The sequence below is a fragment of the Synergistaceae bacterium genome (assembly GCA_021372895.1).
Taxonomy (GTDB): Bacteria; Synergistota; Synergistia; order Synergistales; family Synergistaceae; genus JAJFTP01.
Genome location: JAJFTP010000026.1, coordinates 1 through 20,913 on the forward strand (window position 1 = coordinate 1; position 20,913 = coordinate 20,913).

General features: G+C 45.9%; 18 protein-coding genes. All 18 read left to right on the top strand.

Annotated elements, in window-relative coordinates; all coding sequences use genetic code 11:
* Positions 1-849, top strand: an 849-nt coding sequence (locus tag LLF78_02400) for an ABC transporter permease (protein ID MCE5201351.1), incomplete at its 5' end; no start/stop codon positions are given.
* 379 nt (positions 850-1,228) lie between these two features.
* Positions 1,229-2,119 (top strand): carbon-nitrogen hydrolase family protein, encoded by an 891-nt coding sequence (locus LLF78_02405; protein ID MCE5201352.1) that lies wholly within the window; start codon positions 1,229-1,231, stop codon positions 2,117-2,119.
* 5 nt (positions 2,120-2,124) lie between these two features.
* Positions 2,125-3,339 (top strand): CoA transferase, encoded by a 1,215-nt coding sequence (locus LLF78_02410; protein ID MCE5201353.1) that lies wholly within the window; start codon positions 2,125-2,127, stop codon positions 3,337-3,339.
* A gap of 6 nt (positions 3,340-3,345) precedes the next feature.
* The gene (locus tag LLF78_02415) at positions 3,346-4,065 is read left to right on the top strand and encodes a DUF2877 domain-containing protein (protein ID MCE5201354.1); all 720 of its coding nucleotides are present in this window, start codon (positions 3,346-3,348) and stop codon (positions 4,063-4,065) included.
* Between the two features lie 46 nt (positions 4,066-4,111).
* Positions 4,112-5,644: an acyl-CoA synthetase FdrA gene (fdrA, locus tag LLF78_02420; protein MCE5201355.1), complete on the top strand. Its 1,533-nt coding sequence runs from the start codon at positions 4,112-4,114 to the stop codon at positions 5,642-5,644.
* A gap of 7 nt (positions 5,645-5,651) precedes the next feature.
* Entirely contained in the window at positions 5,652-5,834 is a 183-nt protein-coding gene (locus LLF78_02425; GenBank protein ID MCE5201356.1) for a hypothetical protein, read from the top strand.
* On the top strand, positions 5,831-7,090 hold the full coding sequence (locus LLF78_02430; protein MCE5201357.1) for a DUF1116 domain-containing protein: 1,260 nt from the start codon (positions 5,831-5,833) through the stop codon (positions 7,088-7,090). Before LLF78_02425 ends, LLF78_02430 begins: the two co-directional genes overlap by 4 nt.
* A gap of 79 nt (positions 7,091-7,169) precedes the next feature.
* On the top strand, positions 7,170-7,973 hold the full coding sequence (locus tag LLF78_02435) for a cyclase family protein (GenBank protein MCE5201358.1): 804 nt from the start codon (positions 7,170-7,172) through the stop codon (positions 7,971-7,973).
* A 195-nt stretch (positions 7,974-8,168) separates the two neighbouring features.
* Entirely contained in the window at positions 8,169-9,158 is a 990-nt protein-coding gene (locus tag LLF78_02440; GenBank protein MCE5201359.1) for a BMP family protein, read from the top strand.
* Between the two features lie 257 nt (positions 9,159-9,415).
* Positions 9,416-10,801 carry an ABC transporter ATP-binding protein gene (locus LLF78_02445; GenBank protein ID MCE5201360.1) on the top strand — a complete coding sequence of 462 codons (1,386 nt, stop codon included), beginning with the start codon at positions 9,416-9,418 and terminating at the stop codon, positions 10,799-10,801.
* Positions 10,792-11,853, top strand: coding sequence for an ABC transporter permease (locus LLF78_02450; protein ID MCE5201361.1), 1,062 nt, complete (start codon positions 10,792-10,794; stop codon positions 11,851-11,853). The genes LLF78_02445 and LLF78_02450 overlap by 10 nt, the downstream gene beginning before the upstream one ends.
* Positions 11,853-12,806 (top strand): ABC transporter permease, encoded by a 954-nt coding sequence (locus LLF78_02455; protein MCE5201362.1) that lies wholly within the window; start codon positions 11,853-11,855, stop codon positions 12,804-12,806. Before LLF78_02450 ends, LLF78_02455 begins: the two co-directional genes overlap by 1 nt.
* A gap of 43 nt (positions 12,807-12,849) precedes the next feature.
* Positions 12,850-15,162: a xanthine dehydrogenase family protein molybdopterin-binding subunit gene (locus tag LLF78_02460; GenBank protein MCE5201363.1), complete on the top strand. Its 2,313-nt coding sequence runs from the start codon at positions 12,850-12,852 to the stop codon at positions 15,160-15,162.
* Positions 15,163-15,318: 156 nt separating this feature from the next.
* Positions 15,319-15,804, top strand: coding sequence for a (2Fe-2S)-binding protein (locus tag LLF78_02465; protein ID MCE5201364.1), 486 nt, complete (start codon positions 15,319-15,321; stop codon positions 15,802-15,804).
* A gap of 37 nt (positions 15,805-15,841) precedes the next feature.
* On the top strand, positions 15,842-17,050 hold the full coding sequence (locus LLF78_02470) for an amidohydrolase family protein (GenBank protein MCE5201365.1): 1,209 nt from the start codon (positions 15,842-15,844) through the stop codon (positions 17,048-17,050).
* Between the two features lie 86 nt (positions 17,051-17,136).
* Complete coding sequence (locus tag LLF78_02475; GenBank protein MCE5201366.1) at positions 17,137-18,732, top strand: PucR family transcriptional regulator ligand-binding domain-containing protein; 1,596 nt, start codon at positions 17,137-17,139, stop codon at positions 18,730-18,732.
* An 817-nt stretch (positions 18,733-19,549) separates the two neighbouring features.
* Positions 19,550-20,416: a xanthine dehydrogenase family protein subunit M gene (locus tag LLF78_02480; GenBank protein MCE5201367.1), complete on the top strand. Its 867-nt coding sequence runs from the start codon at positions 19,550-19,552 to the stop codon at positions 20,414-20,416.
* Positions 20,417-20,426: 10 nt separating this feature from the next.
* Positions 20,427-20,909, top strand: coding sequence for a (2Fe-2S)-binding protein (locus LLF78_02485; protein MCE5201368.1), 483 nt, complete (start codon positions 20,427-20,429; stop codon positions 20,907-20,909).
* The last annotated feature ends 4 nt before the right edge of the window (positions 20,910-20,913 follow it).

Genomic DNA, 20,913 nt, shown 5'->3' on the forward strand with positions numbered 1-20,913 from the left:
CCTTCTTTCTCCAAAGTGAGGGAGTGGGAGATAGACAGCGGAAGGGACATAAGCGAGAGCGATGTGCGGCAGGCGACAAAAGTTGCGGTTATAGGCAATACAATAGTTGAAAAAATGTTCCCTGGGGAGAACCCCCTTGGAAAATCGATCAGGATAAAGAAAGTGCCGTTTACGGTAGTCGGTGTTTTTGCCTTAAAGGGGCAGTCCTCCACAGGCGAAGACCAGGATGATTTCATTCTTGTCCCGCTTACGTCGGCACAGCGAAGGCTTGTAAGGTACAGCACCCCCGGGCGCATCGGCAATATATTCATCAAAGGCGCTTCTATGTCCGCACTTTCGTATATACAGAATGAGACTGAGTCGCTGCTGCGCGAACTGCACAAGATAAAGCCGGGAGAGGCGGATGATTTTGCCGTCAGAAATATCTCCCAGATGCTGGAGGCACGCCGCAAAACGACTACAATAATGTCTATGCTGCTTGGTTCGATAGCGTTCATATCGTTAGTCGTTGGAGGCATAGGAATAATGAACATCATGCTTGTCTCAGTAACTGAGAGGACGAGGGAAATAGGCATAAGAATGGCTGTTGGTGCGAAGACACAGGATATACGCCTTCAGTTCCTTATTGAGGCAGTTGTGCTGTCGATGATAGGCGGAATACTTGGAATAATACTCGGTGTCTTTGCAGGTTATATGCTTGCGTCGCTCACCTCTGCGCCGCCGATATTTACATTGACCTCTATCCTTCTGGCGGTTGTCTTCTCTGCGCTTGTAGGCATAGGTTTCGGTTATTACCCCGCCTGGAAGGCATCCCTCCTCAACCCCATCGATGCTTTGAAGTATGAATGACCGCGAAGGGTAGCCTCCGCTTCGGCGGCATTCCGTAACACCAGAATAAGTCGCTGAAAATAACCAGCAATGATGGCAGAGTGAAAGTTCAGACTTTTACTCTGCCCTCATTGACATGAGTTCTCCGGAGCGCTTATGTATGCTAATCATGTTAATGGGAGCACACTAAAATGTATATTTATGTCAACAGCTGACATAGTAACTTTTTTTATTTTGAGATAGGATAATACGCGGTTATATGTGATATTGCTTTGATAATAGTAATATCATGCAAAGTAAAAGCATTTTGATAAATATGTATTTTTTGGGAAATTTTTGTGTTCTGTTAATATATGTCACCAATACAGGGTGCTTGGATTTTTTGAAGGAGGATAGGCAAATGAAGCAATTTACTGCGGCAGCGCTACAGTTTTCACCGATCCCAATGGATATAGATGCAAACATGAAAAAAGCTGAATCGATGATTGCAGAGTGTGTTGAAGCATGTGGCGCCGAATTGGTAGTTCTGCCAGAAAGTTTTACTACCGGATTTACTCCTGCTGGATCTAGAGAGCATTTGTGGGAGATTATCCAACCAATGCCCGGAGCTTTGACGGACGTAGGAATCCAATGGTCAAAGAAATATGGGACCTATATAATCTTTCCGTCTTACGAAAAAGGGCCGGATGGGATTATCTGGAACAGCGCAGCTATTCTTGGGCCTAAAGAGGGTTTTATGGGGGTTTATAAAAAAACCCACCCGTTCCCGACGGAGCGTATTGCAAACGGAACAGGATGGACTACGCCTGGAAATGATCCTTTCTGTGTGCAGACTGAGCTGGGGAAGATTGGCATCGTAATTTGTTACGACGGAGATTTCCCTGAACTTGTAAGGGTCACTGCCCTTATGGGGGCTGAAGTCGTTGTGCGCCCTTCCGCATTCTTCCGTACCTTTGACCATTGGGAGCTTACCAACAGGGCCAGGGCTTATGACAACCATGTATATATGGTGGCGTCCAATGTGGCAGGGTATGATGCAAGCGGTGATTATTGTTTCGGCGGTTCTATGATTGTTAACCCTACAGGAGTCAAATTAACTCAGGCAAGAGGTACGGAGGAATATGTCTGGGCGGTCCTGGATCCCGAGCCTATCAAAACAATCTATCCCAATAGTTCTGCAAAGATGGAATTTGATCATATTGAAGACCGTAATGTTGGTGTTTACAGGACCATTCTGCAGGAAGGCAAATCAGCATTTGAGCCTGCCAGACGCATACCTTACAGGAGGTAATGGCAATGGGCGAAAGCTGCACAGACAAAAAAACAAATAAGCCACTGGAAGGAATTATTGTCCTCGATATGACCCGCGTGCTTGCCGGGCCGTTTGCCGGAATGATGCTTGGCGACATGGGGGCAGATGTAATAAAAGTAGAAAATCCTGTCGGCGGGGATGATGCGCGTGCATTTACCCCCTTCCATAACGGGCATAGCGCGTATTTTATGAGCCTCAACCGTAGCAAACGCGGAGTGACTCTCAACCTTAAACATGAAAAGGGCAAGGAAATTTTTAAGAAGCTAGCTGCAAAGGCGGATGTCGTACTTGAAAATTACAAGCCGGGAACCATGAAAAAACTTGGGCTTGATTATGAGGTCCTCAGGGAACTGAACTCTAGGCTCATATATGCGGCCTCTTCCGGTTTTGGCCAGTATGGTCCCTACAGTTCGCGCCCGGCATATGACCTCATTGTGCAGGGAATGGGCGGGCTTATGAGTATCACGGGTTTTGACAAGGAACACCCGGTCAAGGTGGGAAGTTCCATGGCAGACCTGCTTGCCGGCATATTTTCAGTAGTAGGTATCTTGGCTGCGGTTGAAAACCGTCATAAAACAGGCAAGGGACAGATGGTCGATGTTGCTATGCTTGACTGTCTCGTTGCCACTCTCGAAAACGCCGTTGCACGGTACGTTACAAGCGGCCAATCCCCGGAGCCCATAGGCAACGATCATCCTTCGATATGTCCGTTTGCCACAATATGTACCAGTGATGGTTTTATAAATATAGCGGCCGGCAACAATGTATTATGGGCGCGTCTGTGCAAAGTCATCGGAATGGAGCAGTACATAGAAGATCCCCGTTTCGATACCAACGCCAACAGAATATACAACTGGCCTGCGCTTAAAGAACTGCTGACCGAACACATGACAAAAAAGACAACGGCAGAGTGGCTGGAAGAACTAATGGCGGCAGATGTGCCGTGCGGTCCCATAAACAACATAGAACAGGTAGTGAACGACCCGCAGATAGCGGCCCGCGAAATGATAGTTGAAGTTAACAATCCACTTACCGGATCGCTTAAGATGCCGGGTGTGCCTATTAAGTTTTCGGAGACTCCGGCAAGTATCTCATGCCCTGCCCCAATACTGGGACAGCACAATGAAGAGATATATTGCGGCTGGGTAGGGCTGGATAAGAAGGATCTCGAAATTTTGAGAGATGAGGGTGTAATTTAAAGACGGATGTCGAAGACAGAAATCCGGCCGTTATCTGTAAGTACAGATTGGGACATAGAATGCAGAACATACCGGATAGTTTCGGTCTATCGCAGGACTATTAATGTTGAGAATATGGATGGTCTGCGTTGTACATTGATAACGGAACGGGAGGATTTTTCGGCTCGTACTGCTTTAGCTGAGTCTCTTCCTGATGTTATGGAAGGAGAAGAGGCAGATATTATCACAGATGAGGCTGCTGTCTGTTATGACCCGTTTTTTTCAACAGGCAGTATTCTGGAGAAATGGAAACCTCTTATTTTTGAGTGGCAGCGTTTTCTTCAAGACGAAGAACTGAGGGTTCTGGCTGAAATTTGGGATGGGGTGCACTGGAGACGCCTGGTAGGTCTTGGTCCTGGTTCTACTCCGGCAGGAGATGATTTTCTGCATGGACGTCTGACGGCTCATATCAGACGTTTTATGGTAGAGGATTCAGTGGTAAGGGATTTTAGAAATGGCTACCGTCCTGGTTCTACAGTAAAACTTTCAGAGAGTTTCTATGAAGATCTGCTGTTGCGTAAGTTATGGAGAAGAGGGAAGAGCCTGCTTGAGGCTCTTCCCACAGATGACCCGCAAAAGGTTATAAGTGCGTTAAACGGGCTCATAAGATGGGGGCATTCATCGGGACGTGCATGGCTTGCCGGGTTTGCTTTCGGAGTAGAAGAAATTTGCAACAGTACACAGTAAAAGGGGATAGTCCAGCACCCTAAATTTATTTACGGAGGTGACGCTTGTGCAGCGTTTAGAAATTATCAGAAGCTCCTACTATGACAGTGTAACATTAATGCTTGTCGCGAAAGAGCTAAACAAGCTTGATGGGATCACTTCTTCCTCTCTTGTCATGGGGACAGAAGCGAATTACAACATCCTTGCGACAGGCGGTTTTGATGTTACCGGCGCTGACGCTACGCCTAATGACTTGATTATCGGGGTCATCGGAGACGATGCTTCAGTTCTTGAAAACGCGCTTAAGACTGCAAAAGAGTATATTGCAAGTCCTCCTTGGAAAAAAGCAGTATCAGTTGGAGATTATTATCCTAAGAGTCTGGATGGCGCGCTTGCGATCCAGAAAGATTCTAATATTGCGGTTATCTCTGTTGCAGGCCGATATGCGGGGGATTTAGCCCAGGATTGTATCAATAAAGGGCTGAATGTCATGCTGTTCTCAGATAACGTCCCGATTGAAAAAGAAATTGAACTTAAAAAATCAGCATTGGAAAAAGGACTGCTGGTTATGGGGCCTGATTGCGGCACAGTCATTATCCGCGGTATTGCTCTTGGTTTTGCAAATGCCTGCCCGGTCGGACCGGTTGGCATTGTCGCTGCAGCTGGAACCGGACTGCAGGAAGTACATATTCAGCTTGCCAGGCGTGGGGTTGGTACTTTGCACGGTATCGGCACAGGGGGAAGGGATGTAAAAACAGAAGTCGGTGGAATTACGACGCTGACTGCAGTTGAGGCCTTACTTGAGGACGATGAGATTAAAACATTGCTGGTAGTAGGTAAACCGCCGGCAAAAGAAGTTGAGGACAAAATACTGGAGCTTGTGAAAAAATCCGGTAAACCAGCTGTCTTTGGTTTTATAGGCGGTCAGGCCAAAGGTGATCAGCCTCCTGTATATATATGCTCCGAACTTGAAGAGACCGCAGCAGTTGCCGCAGCCCTTGTAAAAGGTGAAGATGCAGACGCAGCCAGAGCCTCGTTAAAGGCGAAAGAATCAGAACTGAAAGCACTGGCGCAGAAGATAGGGTGCCGTAAGGGATACATCAGAGGACTTTATTCCGGTGGCACTCTCTGCTATGAGGCACAGCTTGTGCTTGCAAAGAATGGCATCGACACATGGAGCAATGCGCCGTTCTCTAAGGAAAGAAAACTTCAAAACTCGCTTAAGCCTCTTGAACACAGCATAGTCGACTATGGGGAGGACGAATTCACCCAGGGAAGGCTGCACCCTATGATGGATCTCACATTGAGGTGCGACAGGCTGCTTGTTGAAGCGGCTGATCCGGAAGTTGAAGTAATACTGCTTGACGTCGTGCTTGGTTATGGATGTAACCCTGATCCGGCAGGGGTTCTTGCCGAAGCAATCAAAAATGCAAGGAAAACAACAGGGGATCGCATCGCCTATGTGGCTTCAATCTGCGGTGTTGACCAGGACCCTCAGGATGGTGCGAAGCAGAGAAAAATACTTGAGGATGCAGGAGTGACAGTTTGCGAGAGCAACGCACAGGCGGCTCGCCTTGCCGCATTCCTGTTGGGGAGGTAGTGTTACGATGGAACTCCGTATTTTAAAAGACGGCCCAAAGGTCGTGAATTTTGGAATCGAAGCATTTCACGAAGATCAAAAGGCGCAGAATGTGCCGTCCGTCCATGTGGACTGGAAACCATCGGCAATGAGTTCTTCCTTAATGGAGAAACTGAGAAAATTACAACAGGGAGGTAAGCAGAAAATATGATCGATATTCAGGAAGCAAACAAGAAAGCGCTTGATATTCTTTTGAAAGGCCAGCCTGTTCTGGTTGATATGGGAGCTGCGAAAGATGTAATTCCAGGTATGACGGAGAAGACCCTTCTGCACGCCGGGCCTCCTATCCAATGGAAAGATATGTCGGGACCGATGCGCGGAGCAGTCATGGGGGCTTGCATTTATGAGGGCTGGGCAAAGAGTCCGGAGGAAGCAATAAAACTCTCCGAGAGCGGTGCAATAACGTTCGATCCATGCCATCATCACCATGCTGTCGGTCCGATGGCAGGTATAACGAGTCCGTCAATGCCGGTATTTGTAATTGAAAACAAGGCCTTCGGCAATAAGGCCTATGTCAACATGAACGAAGGACTCGGCCAGGTTCTTCGCATGGGCTCATTTTCACAGGAAACTATTGACAGGCTCCGCTGGATGGAAAAAGTTCTTTATCCTAACCTGAAGGCAGGAGTACAGCAAATTACGAAGACTACCGGCGGACTTGATATCAAATCTATAATAGCTCAGGCGCTGCACATGGGCGACGAACTGCACAACAGGAACAAAGCGGGGACGTCCCTCTTTCTTCGTGCAATAATTCCCGCCATGATTGAGGCGCTTCCCGATACAAAACAGCTGCCGGAAGTTATCAGATTCATCGACAAGAACGATCACTTCTTCCTCAACCTTGCCATGGCCGCAGGAAAATGCAACCTTGAAGCAGCCCATGGGGTCGAGGGTTCGAGCATGGTGACAACTATGGCACGTAACGGGACAGAATTTGGCATTAAAGTCTCCGGGCTCGGCGATCAGTGGTTTACATGCCAGGCGGCCTTGCCGGATGTCCTTCTCTTCCCTGGTTTTACTAAGGATGATGTCAACCGCGATATCGGAGACAGTGCTGTTATGGAGACAAGCGGCCTGGGTGGATTTGCTCTTGCAGCAGCGCCCGCGATTATCCAGTTTGTCGGCGGCACTGCTCAGGACGCAGCAAACTATTCAATGGAGATGTACGAAATCACCATTGGAGAAAACAATATATATACGATTCCTGCATTTAATTTCCGTGGAACTCCTACGGGAATTGATATTTTGAAGGTTGCTGAAACCGGTATCACTCCGGTTCTTGATACAGGGGCCGCATGCAAGGAAGCCGGCAGGGGACAGGTTGGAGCCGGTATCGTGAGGATGCCGCTGGAAGCGTTTACAAAAGCAACTGAATCATTTATTGAGAAGTATTTCGAAGATTAGATGTAAATTAGTGGGCAATAGACCGTTTACGGTCCATATTAGTTGAAACAAATCACAAAAAATACAGGAGGTAATTACAATGGCAGGCAATCTGGAACTGAAAAACTGGGACAAACTTAAGATATACGACCTTACGATACCGCTGAGCGACAAGACTCCCGCGTGGCCGACATACGAACCGCTTCAGGTGAAGTTCTTCAAACGCCTTGCGCCTAATGGTGCAAATGGGCAACTTGTCACACATTCGAATCATGTCGGTACGCACCTTGACGGACCCCTTCATTTCTGCACCCATGGCGGAGACATTGCCTCCCTCGAGCTTAAGAACTATCTGGTAGGGCCAGGCGTTGTTGTAGACCTTTCAGACATGGCAGAAGACTATGGCATATACACATCCAAAGATATCATGGAGCGTGCGGATGTCCATAAGGGCGACATCCTTATCATTAATACCGGCTATCATAAGTACGGATATGACCAGCCTGAAGCGGATGAGATCCGCTACATGGTAAAACATCCAGGACCGACTATGGAATTCGCGAAATGGTGCGAAGAAATGGAGCTCAAATGGCTTGGTGTTGACTGCGGTTCGGCAGACCACCCCATGAACACCAAAATCCGCGAATGGATGCCAAAACAGGCGAGTGACTGCGATAAATTCCTGAAGGGTAAATACGGAAAGGGACTTGATGATTTCTTCCCGGCGGAAGATTATCAGCTTATGCACATTGAGCTCTTCCCGCGCAGGATCATCCACGCCGAGTGCCTCGGCGGAGACATTGATCAGATTCTTGGCAAGCGTGTCACGATTGGATGCTTCCCATGGCGCTGGGTCGGCGGCGAATCTTGCATCTCACGTATCGTTGCTTTCGGAGAAGAATAAGTAATCACGCAATGTGGAGGGCGCTTGTCCTCCACATTTTCATAAATAGGCACTTTGCCTGTTGGAATAACATCAGAAAATTCTGGGGGGTGATATTGATCACAGTCTTGCAGGAAGAAGATCGCAGTAGAGTTGTGCTCTTATGATTACAGCCTTACAGAAAAGATTCTGCGACTCAGAGAGGGAGGGATATTTGTGAAAAAGGTATTGCTGACAGTATTTTTAGTTGCGTTTGTTCTGTCTTTTGGCACGATGTCGGAAGCTAAGGCGATAAAAGACCTTAAGGTTGCCGGTTTCTTCCAGACGGCAATTGAAGAACCTTGGGATGGTGCGATTCACCTTGCACTTATTCAGAAACAGAAAGAGCTTGGGTTTACTTATGAATTTGCTGAAAAGACAGGAGCTTCAGATATCGAGCGTGTCTTGAGAGAATACTGTGAACGTGGGTTTGACCTTATCATAGGCGATGCATTCCTTGCGGGAGAAGAGCCTACAAGACGAGTTGCAAAGGATTATCCAAAGGTCGCTTTTGCTTTTGGTTCAGAATTCAAACCTCAGGCTCCTAATTACGCTGTCTTTGACAACTGGATTCATGAGCCGTCCTATCTGTGTGGTATGATTGCCGGTCGTATGACAAAGACAAATATGTTGGGAATAGTGGCTGCAATGCCGATAGCAGAGGTAAATCGTCTTGTTAATGCATTTAAACAGGGAGCTCTTTCCGTCAACCCTAAGGTCAAAGTAAGGATTGTTTATATAGGGAGTTGGTTTGATCCTGCGAAGGCCAAGGAAGCTGCGATGGCTCAGATAGAATCAGGGGTTGACCTTATTTTTGCAGAGCGTTTTGGCGTATTTGAGGCGGCTAAGGAAAAGAAGGTACTTGTATTTGGAAACATGTCGGACCAGCATGCGCTTGAACCGAGCGTTGTCGTGACTGGACCGGTATGGAATGTTGCACCTATTGTGCAGTACTGTGTCGAGCAGGTAGCAGCTGGTAAATGGAAGGAGCGCGACCTAAGAGAATATTCGATGATGGCAAAGGGGGGTGCATTTTTAGCGCCGTTACATGGGTTCGAAAAAAAACTTCCTGCCGCAGTCATCAAAGAAGTTCGCCAGAAGGAAGCGGCAATTAAATCTGGGAAGTTCACTGTGCCCGTTATTGAAACAGTTCTTAAAAGCGACTAATTTTTAATGTTTTATCCGGGTGGGTATCGTTCATTGTACACTGCTCACCCGGATACTTAAAAAGAGGAAAAACCTCTTTCGTCGCAGCAATATTCAGGAAGGTGGTAATGGCTGTGACTCAACACATACCAGTTGTGGAAATGCGCAACATCAAAAAGATTTTTTTGGATGTTGTAGCAAATGAAAATGTTAATTTATTCCTTTACCCCGGGGAAATATGTGGTCTTTTGGGTTAAAACGGAGCAGGTAAGACTACATTGATGAATGTCCTCTTTGGTTATTACAGCGCAGATGCAGGAGAAATATATGTTGATGGTGTAAAATGCCATTTCAAGTCACCGCTGGATGCTATCCAAAAAGGCATAGGTATGGTTCATCAGCATTTTACGCTGGTACCGACACAGACTGTCCTTGAAAACATAATTGTTGGAAGCGTAAATGAAAATTTTTTTCTTGATCTTGCGGATGCAAGGAAGAGAGTACTGACGTTACAGGAGCGTTTTGGTCTTTATGTGGACGTGGACGCAAAAGTATGGTCATTGCCAGTGGGTGGCAAGCAAAAGGTTGAGATACTGAAGGCTCTTTACAGAAATGCGCGAATTTTAATACTGGATGAACCGACAGCAGTTCTTTCTCCTCCTGAAACCAAGGAACTGTTTGCAACTCTGCATACTTTAGCTGCGGATGGCTGCTCAATAGTATTTATATCTCATAAGCTTTATGAGGTCACTGAGATATGTGACAGAGTCCTTGTTCTTCGTCACGGATGTGTAATGGCCGAAAGGAAAATCTATCAGACTGATATTTGTGAAATGGCATCACTCATGGTAGGCAGGGAAGTTGAAGAGCAGAAAAATAGTCCCTCAGAAAATTCATTTTTGGGAGAAACGGTCCTTGAAGTAAAAAATTTGACTGCTTACAATGACAAGGGTATCTGTGCCATTAACAATCTTTCCTTTGATGTGCGCAGCGGAGAAATCCTGTGTATTGCAGGAGTTTCCGGTAATGGACAGCGCGAGCTTGCCGAAGTCCTTTTTGGAGTAAAAGCTCCGACATCGGGAGAAGTCATCATGAATAGGGAAATATTGCCTCCGGGCAATCCCTACAGCCGCGTAGTTGCTTGTATGGCAAGAGTCCCTGAAGATCGTATGGATACAGGGCTTCTCTTGGAGCTTTCCATAGAAGACAACCTGATTCTTGAAAATCATAGACAATACTGCTCAGGCAAGCTCCTGCTCCTAAATTATAAAGCTATAGGTGAATATTGTGACAGAGTCATTCAAGAGTTCGGCATCAAGACGCCAAGTCGTAAAATTCAGGCGCAGAGCTTATCTGGAGGTAATCTGCAGAAACTTATCCTTGCAAGGGAGATATCTTCATCGCCCGATATGGTTGTGGCAGCACAGCCTACAAGAGGCCTCGATGTAGGCGCAATAGAATATATCCACAACAGGCTAAGAGAGGTCAGGGATTCAGGTGCTGCGGTGCTTGTTATCTCAGAGGACCTTGATGAGGTATTTGCCTTAGGCGACAGGATTGCCGTCATTTACAACGGATCCTTTATGGGGATTGTTTCAGGCAAAGAAGCTAAGAGAGATAAAATAGGTCTTTGGATGAGCGGGGTGAAAGAAGAATGCGCTTGATTCTCACAAAACGCCATCCGCTGCAGCGCTGGCTTCAACTCATGGTTCCTGTTGCAGCAATAATTGTAACGTTAATCCTTGCAGCTATTCCAATATTAGTTGCTGGAGGAGATTTGAAGCTTTCATATATAACGTTGTTTAAGGGAGCGCTTGGGACTAGGTACAATATCCTTGAAACCTTTGTCAAGGCATGCCCGCTCATTTTAACAGGTTTAGCCGTTGCCTTTGCTTTCCGTGCCAAGTTTTGGAATATAGGGGCTGAGGGACAGCTAATGGCAGGGGCAATTGTCGCCGCAGTCATAGGCATCAACGCACCGGAAGGGACTTCTGCTGCAGTACTTATTCCGATAATACTGATTGCAGGTTTTATTGCGGGTGGAGCCTGGGCATTTTTGGCTGCGTTCCTTAAAATGAGGCTCAAAATTGATGACGTTGTTACAACTTTGCTCTTGAATTATGTAATGTTTCATTTTATGGGTTTTCTGCTATTCGGTCCCATGCAGCAGGTTGGTTCAAGCTGGCCAAAATCGGCAGGTATCATAGATGCTGCTCATCTTCCGATACTTCTTGTGCGTTCCCGTTTCCATTTGGGCGTATTGCTCGCAGTAGCTATGGTTTTTGTTATCTGGTTTATAAACGCCAAAACTGTCTTAGGTTATGAGATCAAAGCAGTTGGCGTTAACCCTACGGCATCTTATTTTGGTGGTATCAATAACACGAAGGTCATTTTCCTTACGGCGCTTATATCAGGAGGGCTTGCTGGGTTGGCTGGCGTAACTGAACTCTGTGCTATCCACTTTCATCTTCTGATGGATATTTCTCCGGGCTACGGCTACTCGGGGATATCAATAGCTATGTTGGGACGGCTGCATCCTGTAGGGGTAGCTCTTTCTGCGTTCTTTTTCAGCATAATCATCGTCGGAGCGCAGTCGATGAGCCGTATGACGGGAGTCCCTGTCTATATTGCGGAGGTCATTCAAGGAATGGCGTTGATAGTCATGTTAGTTGCACTTCTGCTGACTGAATATCGGATCAAGGTGGTGAGAGACTAATGTTTCAGGAAATGATGACTGTTTCCTTCATAACGGGGCTCTTATCGGCCACAGTTCTCCTTGCTGCTCCGATTATCTTCGCCACAATGGGAGAAATCCTTGTTGAACGCTCTGGTGTTATTAACCTTGGGATCGAAGGTATCATGCTAATGGGCGCTGTTACGGGTTTTCTGACCACGCTACAAACAGGATCTCTTTGGATGGGTGTATTTGCAGCCGCGGCGGTAGGACTCATTTTAGGAATATTTATGGCGGTTCTTGCTGTATACCTGGGGCTTTCGCAACATGTCTCAGGATTGGGTATTACCCTTTTATCAACCGGTCTTGCTATGTTTATTTACAGGCTTGTTGTGGGATCTCCAACTGCTCCGCCGACAATTATCCCATTTACTAAAATAGCTATTCCAGTACTTAGTGAGATTCCTATATTAGGGGAGGTATTCTTCAATCAATATGCACTCGTCTATATTGCATGGTCGGTTGTCCTTGTTATCTGGATATTGCTTTATAAGACAAAATGGGGGCTTGCTATCCGCACAGTAGGTGAAAATCCTTTTGCAGCTGACACCGTGGGCATTAATGTTAATCTCACGCGCACAATTTGTCTTGCAATAGGAGGAGTATTGATGGGTGTTGGAGGGGCCTTTCTTACTCTTGCGCATAACAATATGTTTTTGATCGATATTATAGGGGGACGCGGATGGGTTGCCATTGCTATGGTTATATTTGGCCGCTGGGATCCTATCGGGGGTACTCTGGGTTCTCTTATGTTTGGATTCCTTGATGCTTTTCAGCTGAGGATACAGGGGATGGGAGTTGATATCCCGTTTCATCTCTTCTTGGTGATACCATACCTTGTTACGATAATTGCCCTGATTATCGGTTCTTCAAGCAAGGAAGGAGCGCCTGCTGGTCTTTTGAAACCTTATCGCAGAGAGGAAAAGGGCGGTTAACTTTAATATTTTAAGAAACTAGAGAACAAGGGAGGTAAGAAATTTGAATTATATCGGGAAAAACATCAATCGGGTAGATGCTGTTGCTAAGGTTACAGGAGAGCCTATTTTCGTTGCTGATCTGACCTTTCCCAATATGCTCCATGCTAAGTCTCTAAGGGCAGGAATACCTCATGCGCGGATTTTGAGCATAGACACATCAGAAGCGGAAGCAATGCCCGGTGTAGTCAAGGTTGCTGTGGGTAAAGATCGTCCTATGCTTTTTGGAGCATGTTTTATCGACCAGCCACCTGTGGCTGTAGATAAGGTCCGTCACGCAGGAGAGCCGGTTGCAGTTGTGATTGCGAAGACGGCGCAGCAGGCACAGGCTGCTCTGCCGAAGATTAAAGTTGAATATGAACCGCTGCCCTATGTACTAGATCCAATCAAGGCAATGGAACCTGATGCCCCCCTTGTGCATGAAGATATTAAGAAATACTGGTATCTGGAATCAAGTGCGTTCCCTGTTCCAAATACAAATATTTTTCATCATTATAAACTGCGCAAGGGCGATTCGGCAAAAGGGTTTGCGGAGGCCGATGTGACGGTCGAATCCGAGTTCGAATTTCCTCTCAGCAGCCACGCCGCATTAGAACCTCACGGCGCGATATGCCGTTTTGGTGCGGACGGACAGTCAATAGAAATGTGGGCATCACAACAGGGTCCATTTATATTAAGGGACGTTCTCGGTGGGATGTTCAAGATGGAAACGAGTCGTATCCGGATTCACTCACCATACCTCGGCGGAGGGTTTGGAGGAAAATCTGATGTTTGCATGGAACCTCTTGTTGCATGGGCGGCAAGCTTTGTGCCGGGGTATGCTGTAAAACTTATTCTTACAAGACAGGAAGTTTTTACTAGTTCATTGCTCGGACGCGGTATGAAGGGCTGGATGAAGATAGGCGCCAAAAAAGATGGTACATTGACGGCACTGGAGGCCAAAATGTATTTCGCATCAGGTGCCTATGCGGATACCGGCTTTTTTATTTTCACAGTCGGTGGACATAATTGCACCGGTCCATATGAGATTCCAAATTGTCATGTTGACTCATATGGAGTCTATACGAATTCGCCGCCAGTAGGCGCGTTTCGCGGTTATGGGCATCCTGAGGGGGAGTTTATGTCTGGCAGGCTGCTTTATATGCTTGCTAAAAAACTGGGCATCCCTCAAGAGGAGCTTATGAGGAAAAACTTCCTTGCTCCGGGGCGAATCAACTCGGTAGGGCAGGTTATGAAAGAGGATATGGGGGATTTGCCGGGCTGCCTCGATGTGGTGCGTAATGCTGTTTATAAAGATGAACTTCCAAAGGAAGATGAGAAATATTATTATGGCAAAGGTTTTGCAGCTATGTTCAAGTCTCCCAAGCATGCTGCTAATGCTGGATCAACTTGTGCTATACATATAAACAACGATGGCTGCGCATTTGTCAACCTTGCCGGTATCGAAATGGGACAAGGTGTCTACACGGTATTTGCACAGATGGCAGCTGAAGTATTGCAGATACCGATAGAAAAGGTCCACGTAAATAATTCCGTCGATACGCAGCACAACCCTTGGGAATGGATGACAGTTGCTTCTCTACAGACGTATCGAGGCGGACGAGCTATTCAGAGTGCCGCATCCCGGCTGCTTGATCTGGGAAAGAGAAATGCTTGCCTCGTCTGGCACTGTGAGTCTGAGCTGGTCAGTTATGCCAATGGGTTCTATACACATAAAAATACAGGTGATACTTTATCGCTTGGTCAGCTTGCAAGAGGTTATATGACGAAGACAGGCAATACAATAGGTGAACCTCTTCAGGCAACAGGATGGTACCGTGTTGCAGATATCGAAGATCCTGATCCTGATACCGGCATGGGTAACGTTGCCAGCAGCTGGACATTCGGTGCGCAGGCGTGCAGTCTTCGCATTGAAAAGACGACAGGTAAGGTCGAGATATTACACTTTGCTTCTGCGTTTGACATTGGCAAGGCAATAAACCCAATGCTTGTTCAGGGACAGATATCCGGAGGTGTTGTGCAGGGGCTTGGCGGGGCGCTGATGGAAGAGATATTGTTTAAAGACGGTGTTGTCCGTAATACGAATTTCTCCGGCTATCATATCCCGAGGCTTAAAGACATACCTAAAAAGCAGTCAATGTTTATCCTTGAGACACCTAACAAGGTTGGTCCCTGGAGCGCAAAACCTGTAGCTGAACATCCCATCGTTATAGTGGCACCTGTTGTCCTTAACGCTGTTGCAGATGCAACAGGTGTTGAGTTTACACGTATTCCTCTGACACCGGACATAATATTGAAAGCAATTTCCGGAAAATGATTATCTTCGTTAAAGAGTCATAGAAGGAAAGAGTACCTGCCCCGTTCAGCGGTCGCTATCCGGCTGCAGGTGATCTCAGGAAGCAATATCACCCTAATGAATAATAAATTAATGCACCTCTGTAAAAAGGGACTATAGGACAGGAGGTATAAGAGCTTGAATATCATTGAAATGGTAGTAAACGGTATACCTCGAACAGTGTTGCTGGAAGAGGGCAGAATAATGCTTTCCGATGTTCTACGTGATTCACTGGGGCTTATGGGAACAAAAGTAGGCTGTGGTGCGGGACAATGTGGCTCATGTACAGTTGTCATGAATGGTGAAGCAGTAATGAGCTGTATAACGCCTGCACAAAAAGTTAATGGAGCAGAAATTATCACAATCGAAGGTCTTGCAAAAGAAGGTAAACTGCATCCTATTCAAGAAGCTTTTATTGAAGCAAACGCAATACAGTGCGGTTTTTGTACACCAGGACTTGTTATGCGGCTTTACGCGATTTTAACAAAAGACCAGAATGTGTCTGAAGAGATACTTAAAGAAGCGTTGAACAAACATCTCTGCCGCTGTACCGGTTATGAAACGATTTGGAACGCAGCGCTTCTGGCACAGAAGAAAATGAAGAAAATACAGAACAAGGAATAGTAAATAATTAACGTATACTAGAAAAAGGGTGATCAGTATGGCAATGGATATGATTATCAAAAATGCAAGACTTAGAAAAAGAGGGAATGAGTTATTTACAATCAGTATAGAGAACGGCAAAATTGCAAAGATTGCAGCAGGCTCCGATCCATGCAATGCGGCAAAGGTTATTGATGCCGAGGGACGCCTGGTTACAGAGTCATTTGTAAACGGACACCTCCATCTTTGCAAAGTTTATACGCTGGAAATGGTCGGTCAGGATGCGCTTGGGAGTTATCACGGCGGAGGTATGGGTGGTGCTATGACCGCTATAGAGCAGGCAGCACGGGTTAAGGATAACTACGATGAGAAATGGATCATTCAGAACGTGCGCAAAGCATGTGACTTGGCGATTAAATACGGCAACACTCATATCAGGGCGTTTGCCGATGTTGACCCTAAGGCAAAACTTGAAGGAGTAAGGGCCCTTATCAAGGCAAGGGAAGAATACAAAGGCAAGGTTGATCTTCAGGTAGTTGCATTTCCACAGGATGGGGTTGTACGTGATTCCGGTGCAGAACATTATATCAGGCAGGCACTTGAACTTGGGGCGGATGTTGTCGGAGGCATTCCGTGGATTGAATACACTCCGGAGGATGAGAGGGAGCACATCAACAGGATGTTCGCTCTTGCAAAAGAATATAACAAGGATGTATCGATGCTTCTTGATGACGTTGGTGACCCCGGAGAGAGGACTCTTGAGATGATGATAGCTAAGACGCTTGAAATGGGCTGGCAGGGAAGGGTAACGGCACAGCACTGCAGGGCGATTGCTCTTTATCCGGAGAACTACTTCCGCAAACTGGTGGCTCTGCTTAAAAAGGCGAAAATAGGGCTTGTCAGCGACCCTCAGACAGGGCCGCTTCATGCGCGCGTCAGTGACCTCTATAACGCCGGTATTAACGTTGCGCTTGGACAGGATGATATAGCAGATGCCTACTATCCATTTGGCCGCAATAACATGCTGGAAGTCGCTTTTCTTGCCGTACACCTTCTGTGGATGACGACTTTTGAGGGTATGGAGTCTATTTATGACATGATCACGACGAAAGCGGCATGTGTGCTTGGCATTAAAGGTCATATTCTTGAAGAGGGCGGCAATGCTGATCTTGTAATACTGAACGCTAAGGATATATATCACGCTATCTGGGAGCACGAAGCCCCGGCTTATGTTATCCGAAGTGGAGTTGACATTACCAAAAAATAAATGACCAATGTAGAAACACTGATCTGTTATATTCAATACACGTCTGGAAATACCTCACAAGGTTTAATTGCACGGGAGTGATTTAAATGATTACTGGGGATCTTTTGAAACACCGTCTCTTCCCTGATTTTGAATTTATGGCCGGCAGTTCCGGACTGAACCGTGAAATTACGGCAGTCTCTGTGATTGATGCCCCTGACGTCGATCGCTGGATGCGTGGCGGAGAGTTTCTAATAGGGAGCGGGTACATATTCAGAGATGCTCCGGATGATTTCATCCCATTTCTCAGGCGTGCGAATGAAAAGGGGACGGCAGCTGTGGGTATAAAACTCGACAGATATCTTCATCAGCTTCCGTCCAACCTTATGGAGGTAGCGGATGAACTGGAGCTGCCTCTTTTCCGAATACCGCTGAATTACCGCTGGACTGATGTCATCGAAATAGTTCACAACTATTTGGTGCTTGAAAAACAGCATGTGCAGAACGCTAGTTCAGATACTACCGGTAATTTCTGGGGAGAAGGTTTTGATATTAATGAGCTTCTGTCAGGATTTGCCCAGCAGTTGCAGCGGCCGCTATTCATTTATTCGGAACAGTTGAATCTGAATCACTGTTTTGCCCCAAACGGCAAGGTCGAAGATGCTGAAATGAGCAACTTTTTCCCGAAGGTTTCGGTATTAGAGGAAAAGGCTCTTCCTCTGCACGGGCAGATAATCGGACATCTTGAGCTCCGCAATGCAGATCCGCCTGTCTGGAACGCTGTATACACGATTACCTCTGATACTCCGATAACGATGCGGATGCGGCTGGCTCAAGGAGAACAGGTACCTTCAGCCCGTCAGGAAAGACTGGTCCTGCGCGCCATGACAATGCTGCGTACAGAAGCACTTGAAATAGCGGTACAGTATTCAAAACAGCTGGCAAAGAGGGAGCGCTTTTTTGAAGGACTCTGTCTTGATGTCTACAGTGATCTGGATATGATAAATGCGAACCTAAAGGATATTGGGGTCAAGATCCCCGAGATGTCGAGAATTGTAATGATAAGTCCTATAGAGGAAAGCTCTTCTCTGCAGTGGCAGGAAGCTTACACGCCATTGAGTTATAAACTTGGCAATATTTGGGTAGGATTGGTTCCTTTTACAGATATGGAATCAGATTCATATGCTGAATATGAGAACCTTGCAAAAAATGTGGCCTGCGTTGTTGCTTTTGGTGGGTTGATTAAGTCACCGCTGGGTATTGGAAGATCTTACAGAGAGGCGAGACAGACTCTGAACTGGGCGCGTAACTTCTCGCTCCAAGCCGGGGTGTATCGATATGACGAACTATCCCTTTATGCGCTGCTGGACAGCCTGATTCGACTTCCTGAAGCAACTGGCGTATGGAAGCGTTACTGGGAGCCTATTATTAACAGTTCACAGAAGAAAAAAAGTGTATCGATGAAAGAACTTGCTGTCGCACTGATTGAGGCAGATTTTAACGCCCGTCTCTGCTCCGAATGGCTGCATCTGCACTATAACACTGTGCGTAATTATATTGAGGAATTACAGCAACTTCTTGGTTTGAATTTAGACATGCCACACCACCAACTGGGGTTGACTCTTGGATATTACATTGAAAAATCGCGAAAACGGAACGATATTAATCTTCTGTCTACCTCCGGATCTTCTTCTATGAACTAGGTGTCTCTGAAGCGCAGCATTAAATTCAGAACATTAATCCATGTCATCCATATTTTCTATCGGTGGAGGTCTATCTTATCAATAGATACGTCTAATTGCTGGTATTTTCGATAAATATTATTTTATGTGCGCAATTTGAATAATTGCTTATTTTAGTTGTTCATCATTTTCCCCTGCTGCAAGTTCATTTGAAATTAATATTTCATCAGAGCAAACAGAAAAAATTTAGCATGTTAATCATGTTAGTGTAGGTGTGCAAAAATGGATATTTATGTTAACTGTTGCCATAGCAACTTTTATCATTCTAGGATAATGTAATATGCAAAGATATAGGTTATAGCTTTGGCAATAGTAATATTGCACTTGGCAAAAGCATACGGGCAGGCATTGGGTTTTTTATGAGATTTGTTGTGTGTTGATATATACCACTGGTACAAATAGTTTTTATACGAGGAAGGATGATAGACAAGGAACAATTTATTTTTGCTGGACCGGCGTTTACTCACATTCAAAAGGATGTCGATACCAATATGAATCTATCGGTGTGAAGTGTGACTGAATGCCAGGTGTCGGATTTCTTGGGTGTATTTGTGTATTTTTCTGCTTTGATTATTTGGAGTATAGAGGCAAAGATCACAAATAAAAGACAGGTCATTCTCAATAATAAGCAAGATGTGGCGCCAGAGATGCTAAACCCGTGTGATGGCAATATAAATATGCCGGTGCAAGCGCGGTTCCTCTAATACGTGAAGTTAATTTTCTTTAGACAGGATATTTACATTTGATTTTTCTATCAAATCAGAGGAGATGAATGAAGATGTTGCCTTTTATATTGGAACTGCCGACGACGATAGAAGAAGTCATTTCCATGCTCAATGAAAATATCAACGAGTCGGTTATGGTTAAAGCAGGTGGAACAGATTTAATCCCTTGGATGAATAAATACCTGGTGCATCCTCAAAGAGTGGTTGATTTATGTAATATTCCATCCTTATCAATACTTGAATATCGTCCCGAAACGGGGTTACGTATAGGTGCCCTCGCTTCTGTAAATGCCGTTGCAAATTTCCCTTCAGTATCCGAGTTCTTTCCTGCTATTAAAGATGCATGCCGCTCGCATTCGGATCAGATTATCAGAAACAAAGCTACTGTGGTCGGCAATGTCTGCGCTGCTGTGCCGTCTGCCGATATGGTTCCTGCTTTACTTGCACATGATGCCTCTGTTCACGTCATTGGCTCTCGCGGTGAATCTTATATCCCTCTTGCGGATTTTATTGTCGGCCCGCGCAAGACTATCCTAAATAAGGATGAAATAGTCACAAGTATAACTGTGCCAACTCCCAAAAGTATATCTTGCGGTTGCTATCTGAAGTTAGGGCGCCGAAACGCGCTTGATTTAGCTCAGGTCGGCGTTTCATGTGTAATAACCGATATGCCGGGCAATCCCCAGTACCACATCGCCTGTGGTGCTGTGGCGCCAAGGGTGTTGCGGATTACAAAGGCAGAGGCAATGCTTAATGGTGTCAAAAAACCCGATGCTGATTTGTTGGATAAAGTTGCCCGTATTGCTATGGATACGGTCAGTCCTATCAGTGATGTAAGGGCAAGCATGGAATATCGTCTCGACCAGGTCGGTGAGATGGTAAAAAGAGCCATATTAAAATGTATTGTTGATAATCAGTGAGGTGAGTGCAATGAATGAAAAAATAGAGGTACGATTTAATCTTAACAATCGCGAGGTATTATGGGAGGTCGAGGCTAGGGATACGTTGCTTCGTGCCCTGCGCTCTCATGGGGTGACATCCGTCAAGCGTGGTTGTGAGGAAGGTGAGTGCGGCACTTGTACGGTTCTTGTGGATGGTGTCCCTCAGAAGTCATGTATGTTGCTTGCTTACGAAGTTGATGGCAAATCCCTGCTTACATCAGAGGGACTTGTTGGTGCTGACGGAGAATTACATCCCGTTCAAAAAGCTTTTATATCGGAAGGTGCGATACAGTGCGGGTTCTGCACGCCGGGATTGATATTGGTGGTATATGCGTTGCTAAAAGAAAATCCATCTCCTTCTGATGAAGAAATAAAGATTTATCTTGCTGGAAATTTATGTCGCTGTACAGGTTATGTTGGGATTTTCAGGGCGGTTCGTAAGGCAGCAGAACTTCTTTCGGTGAAGGAGTGAAAAA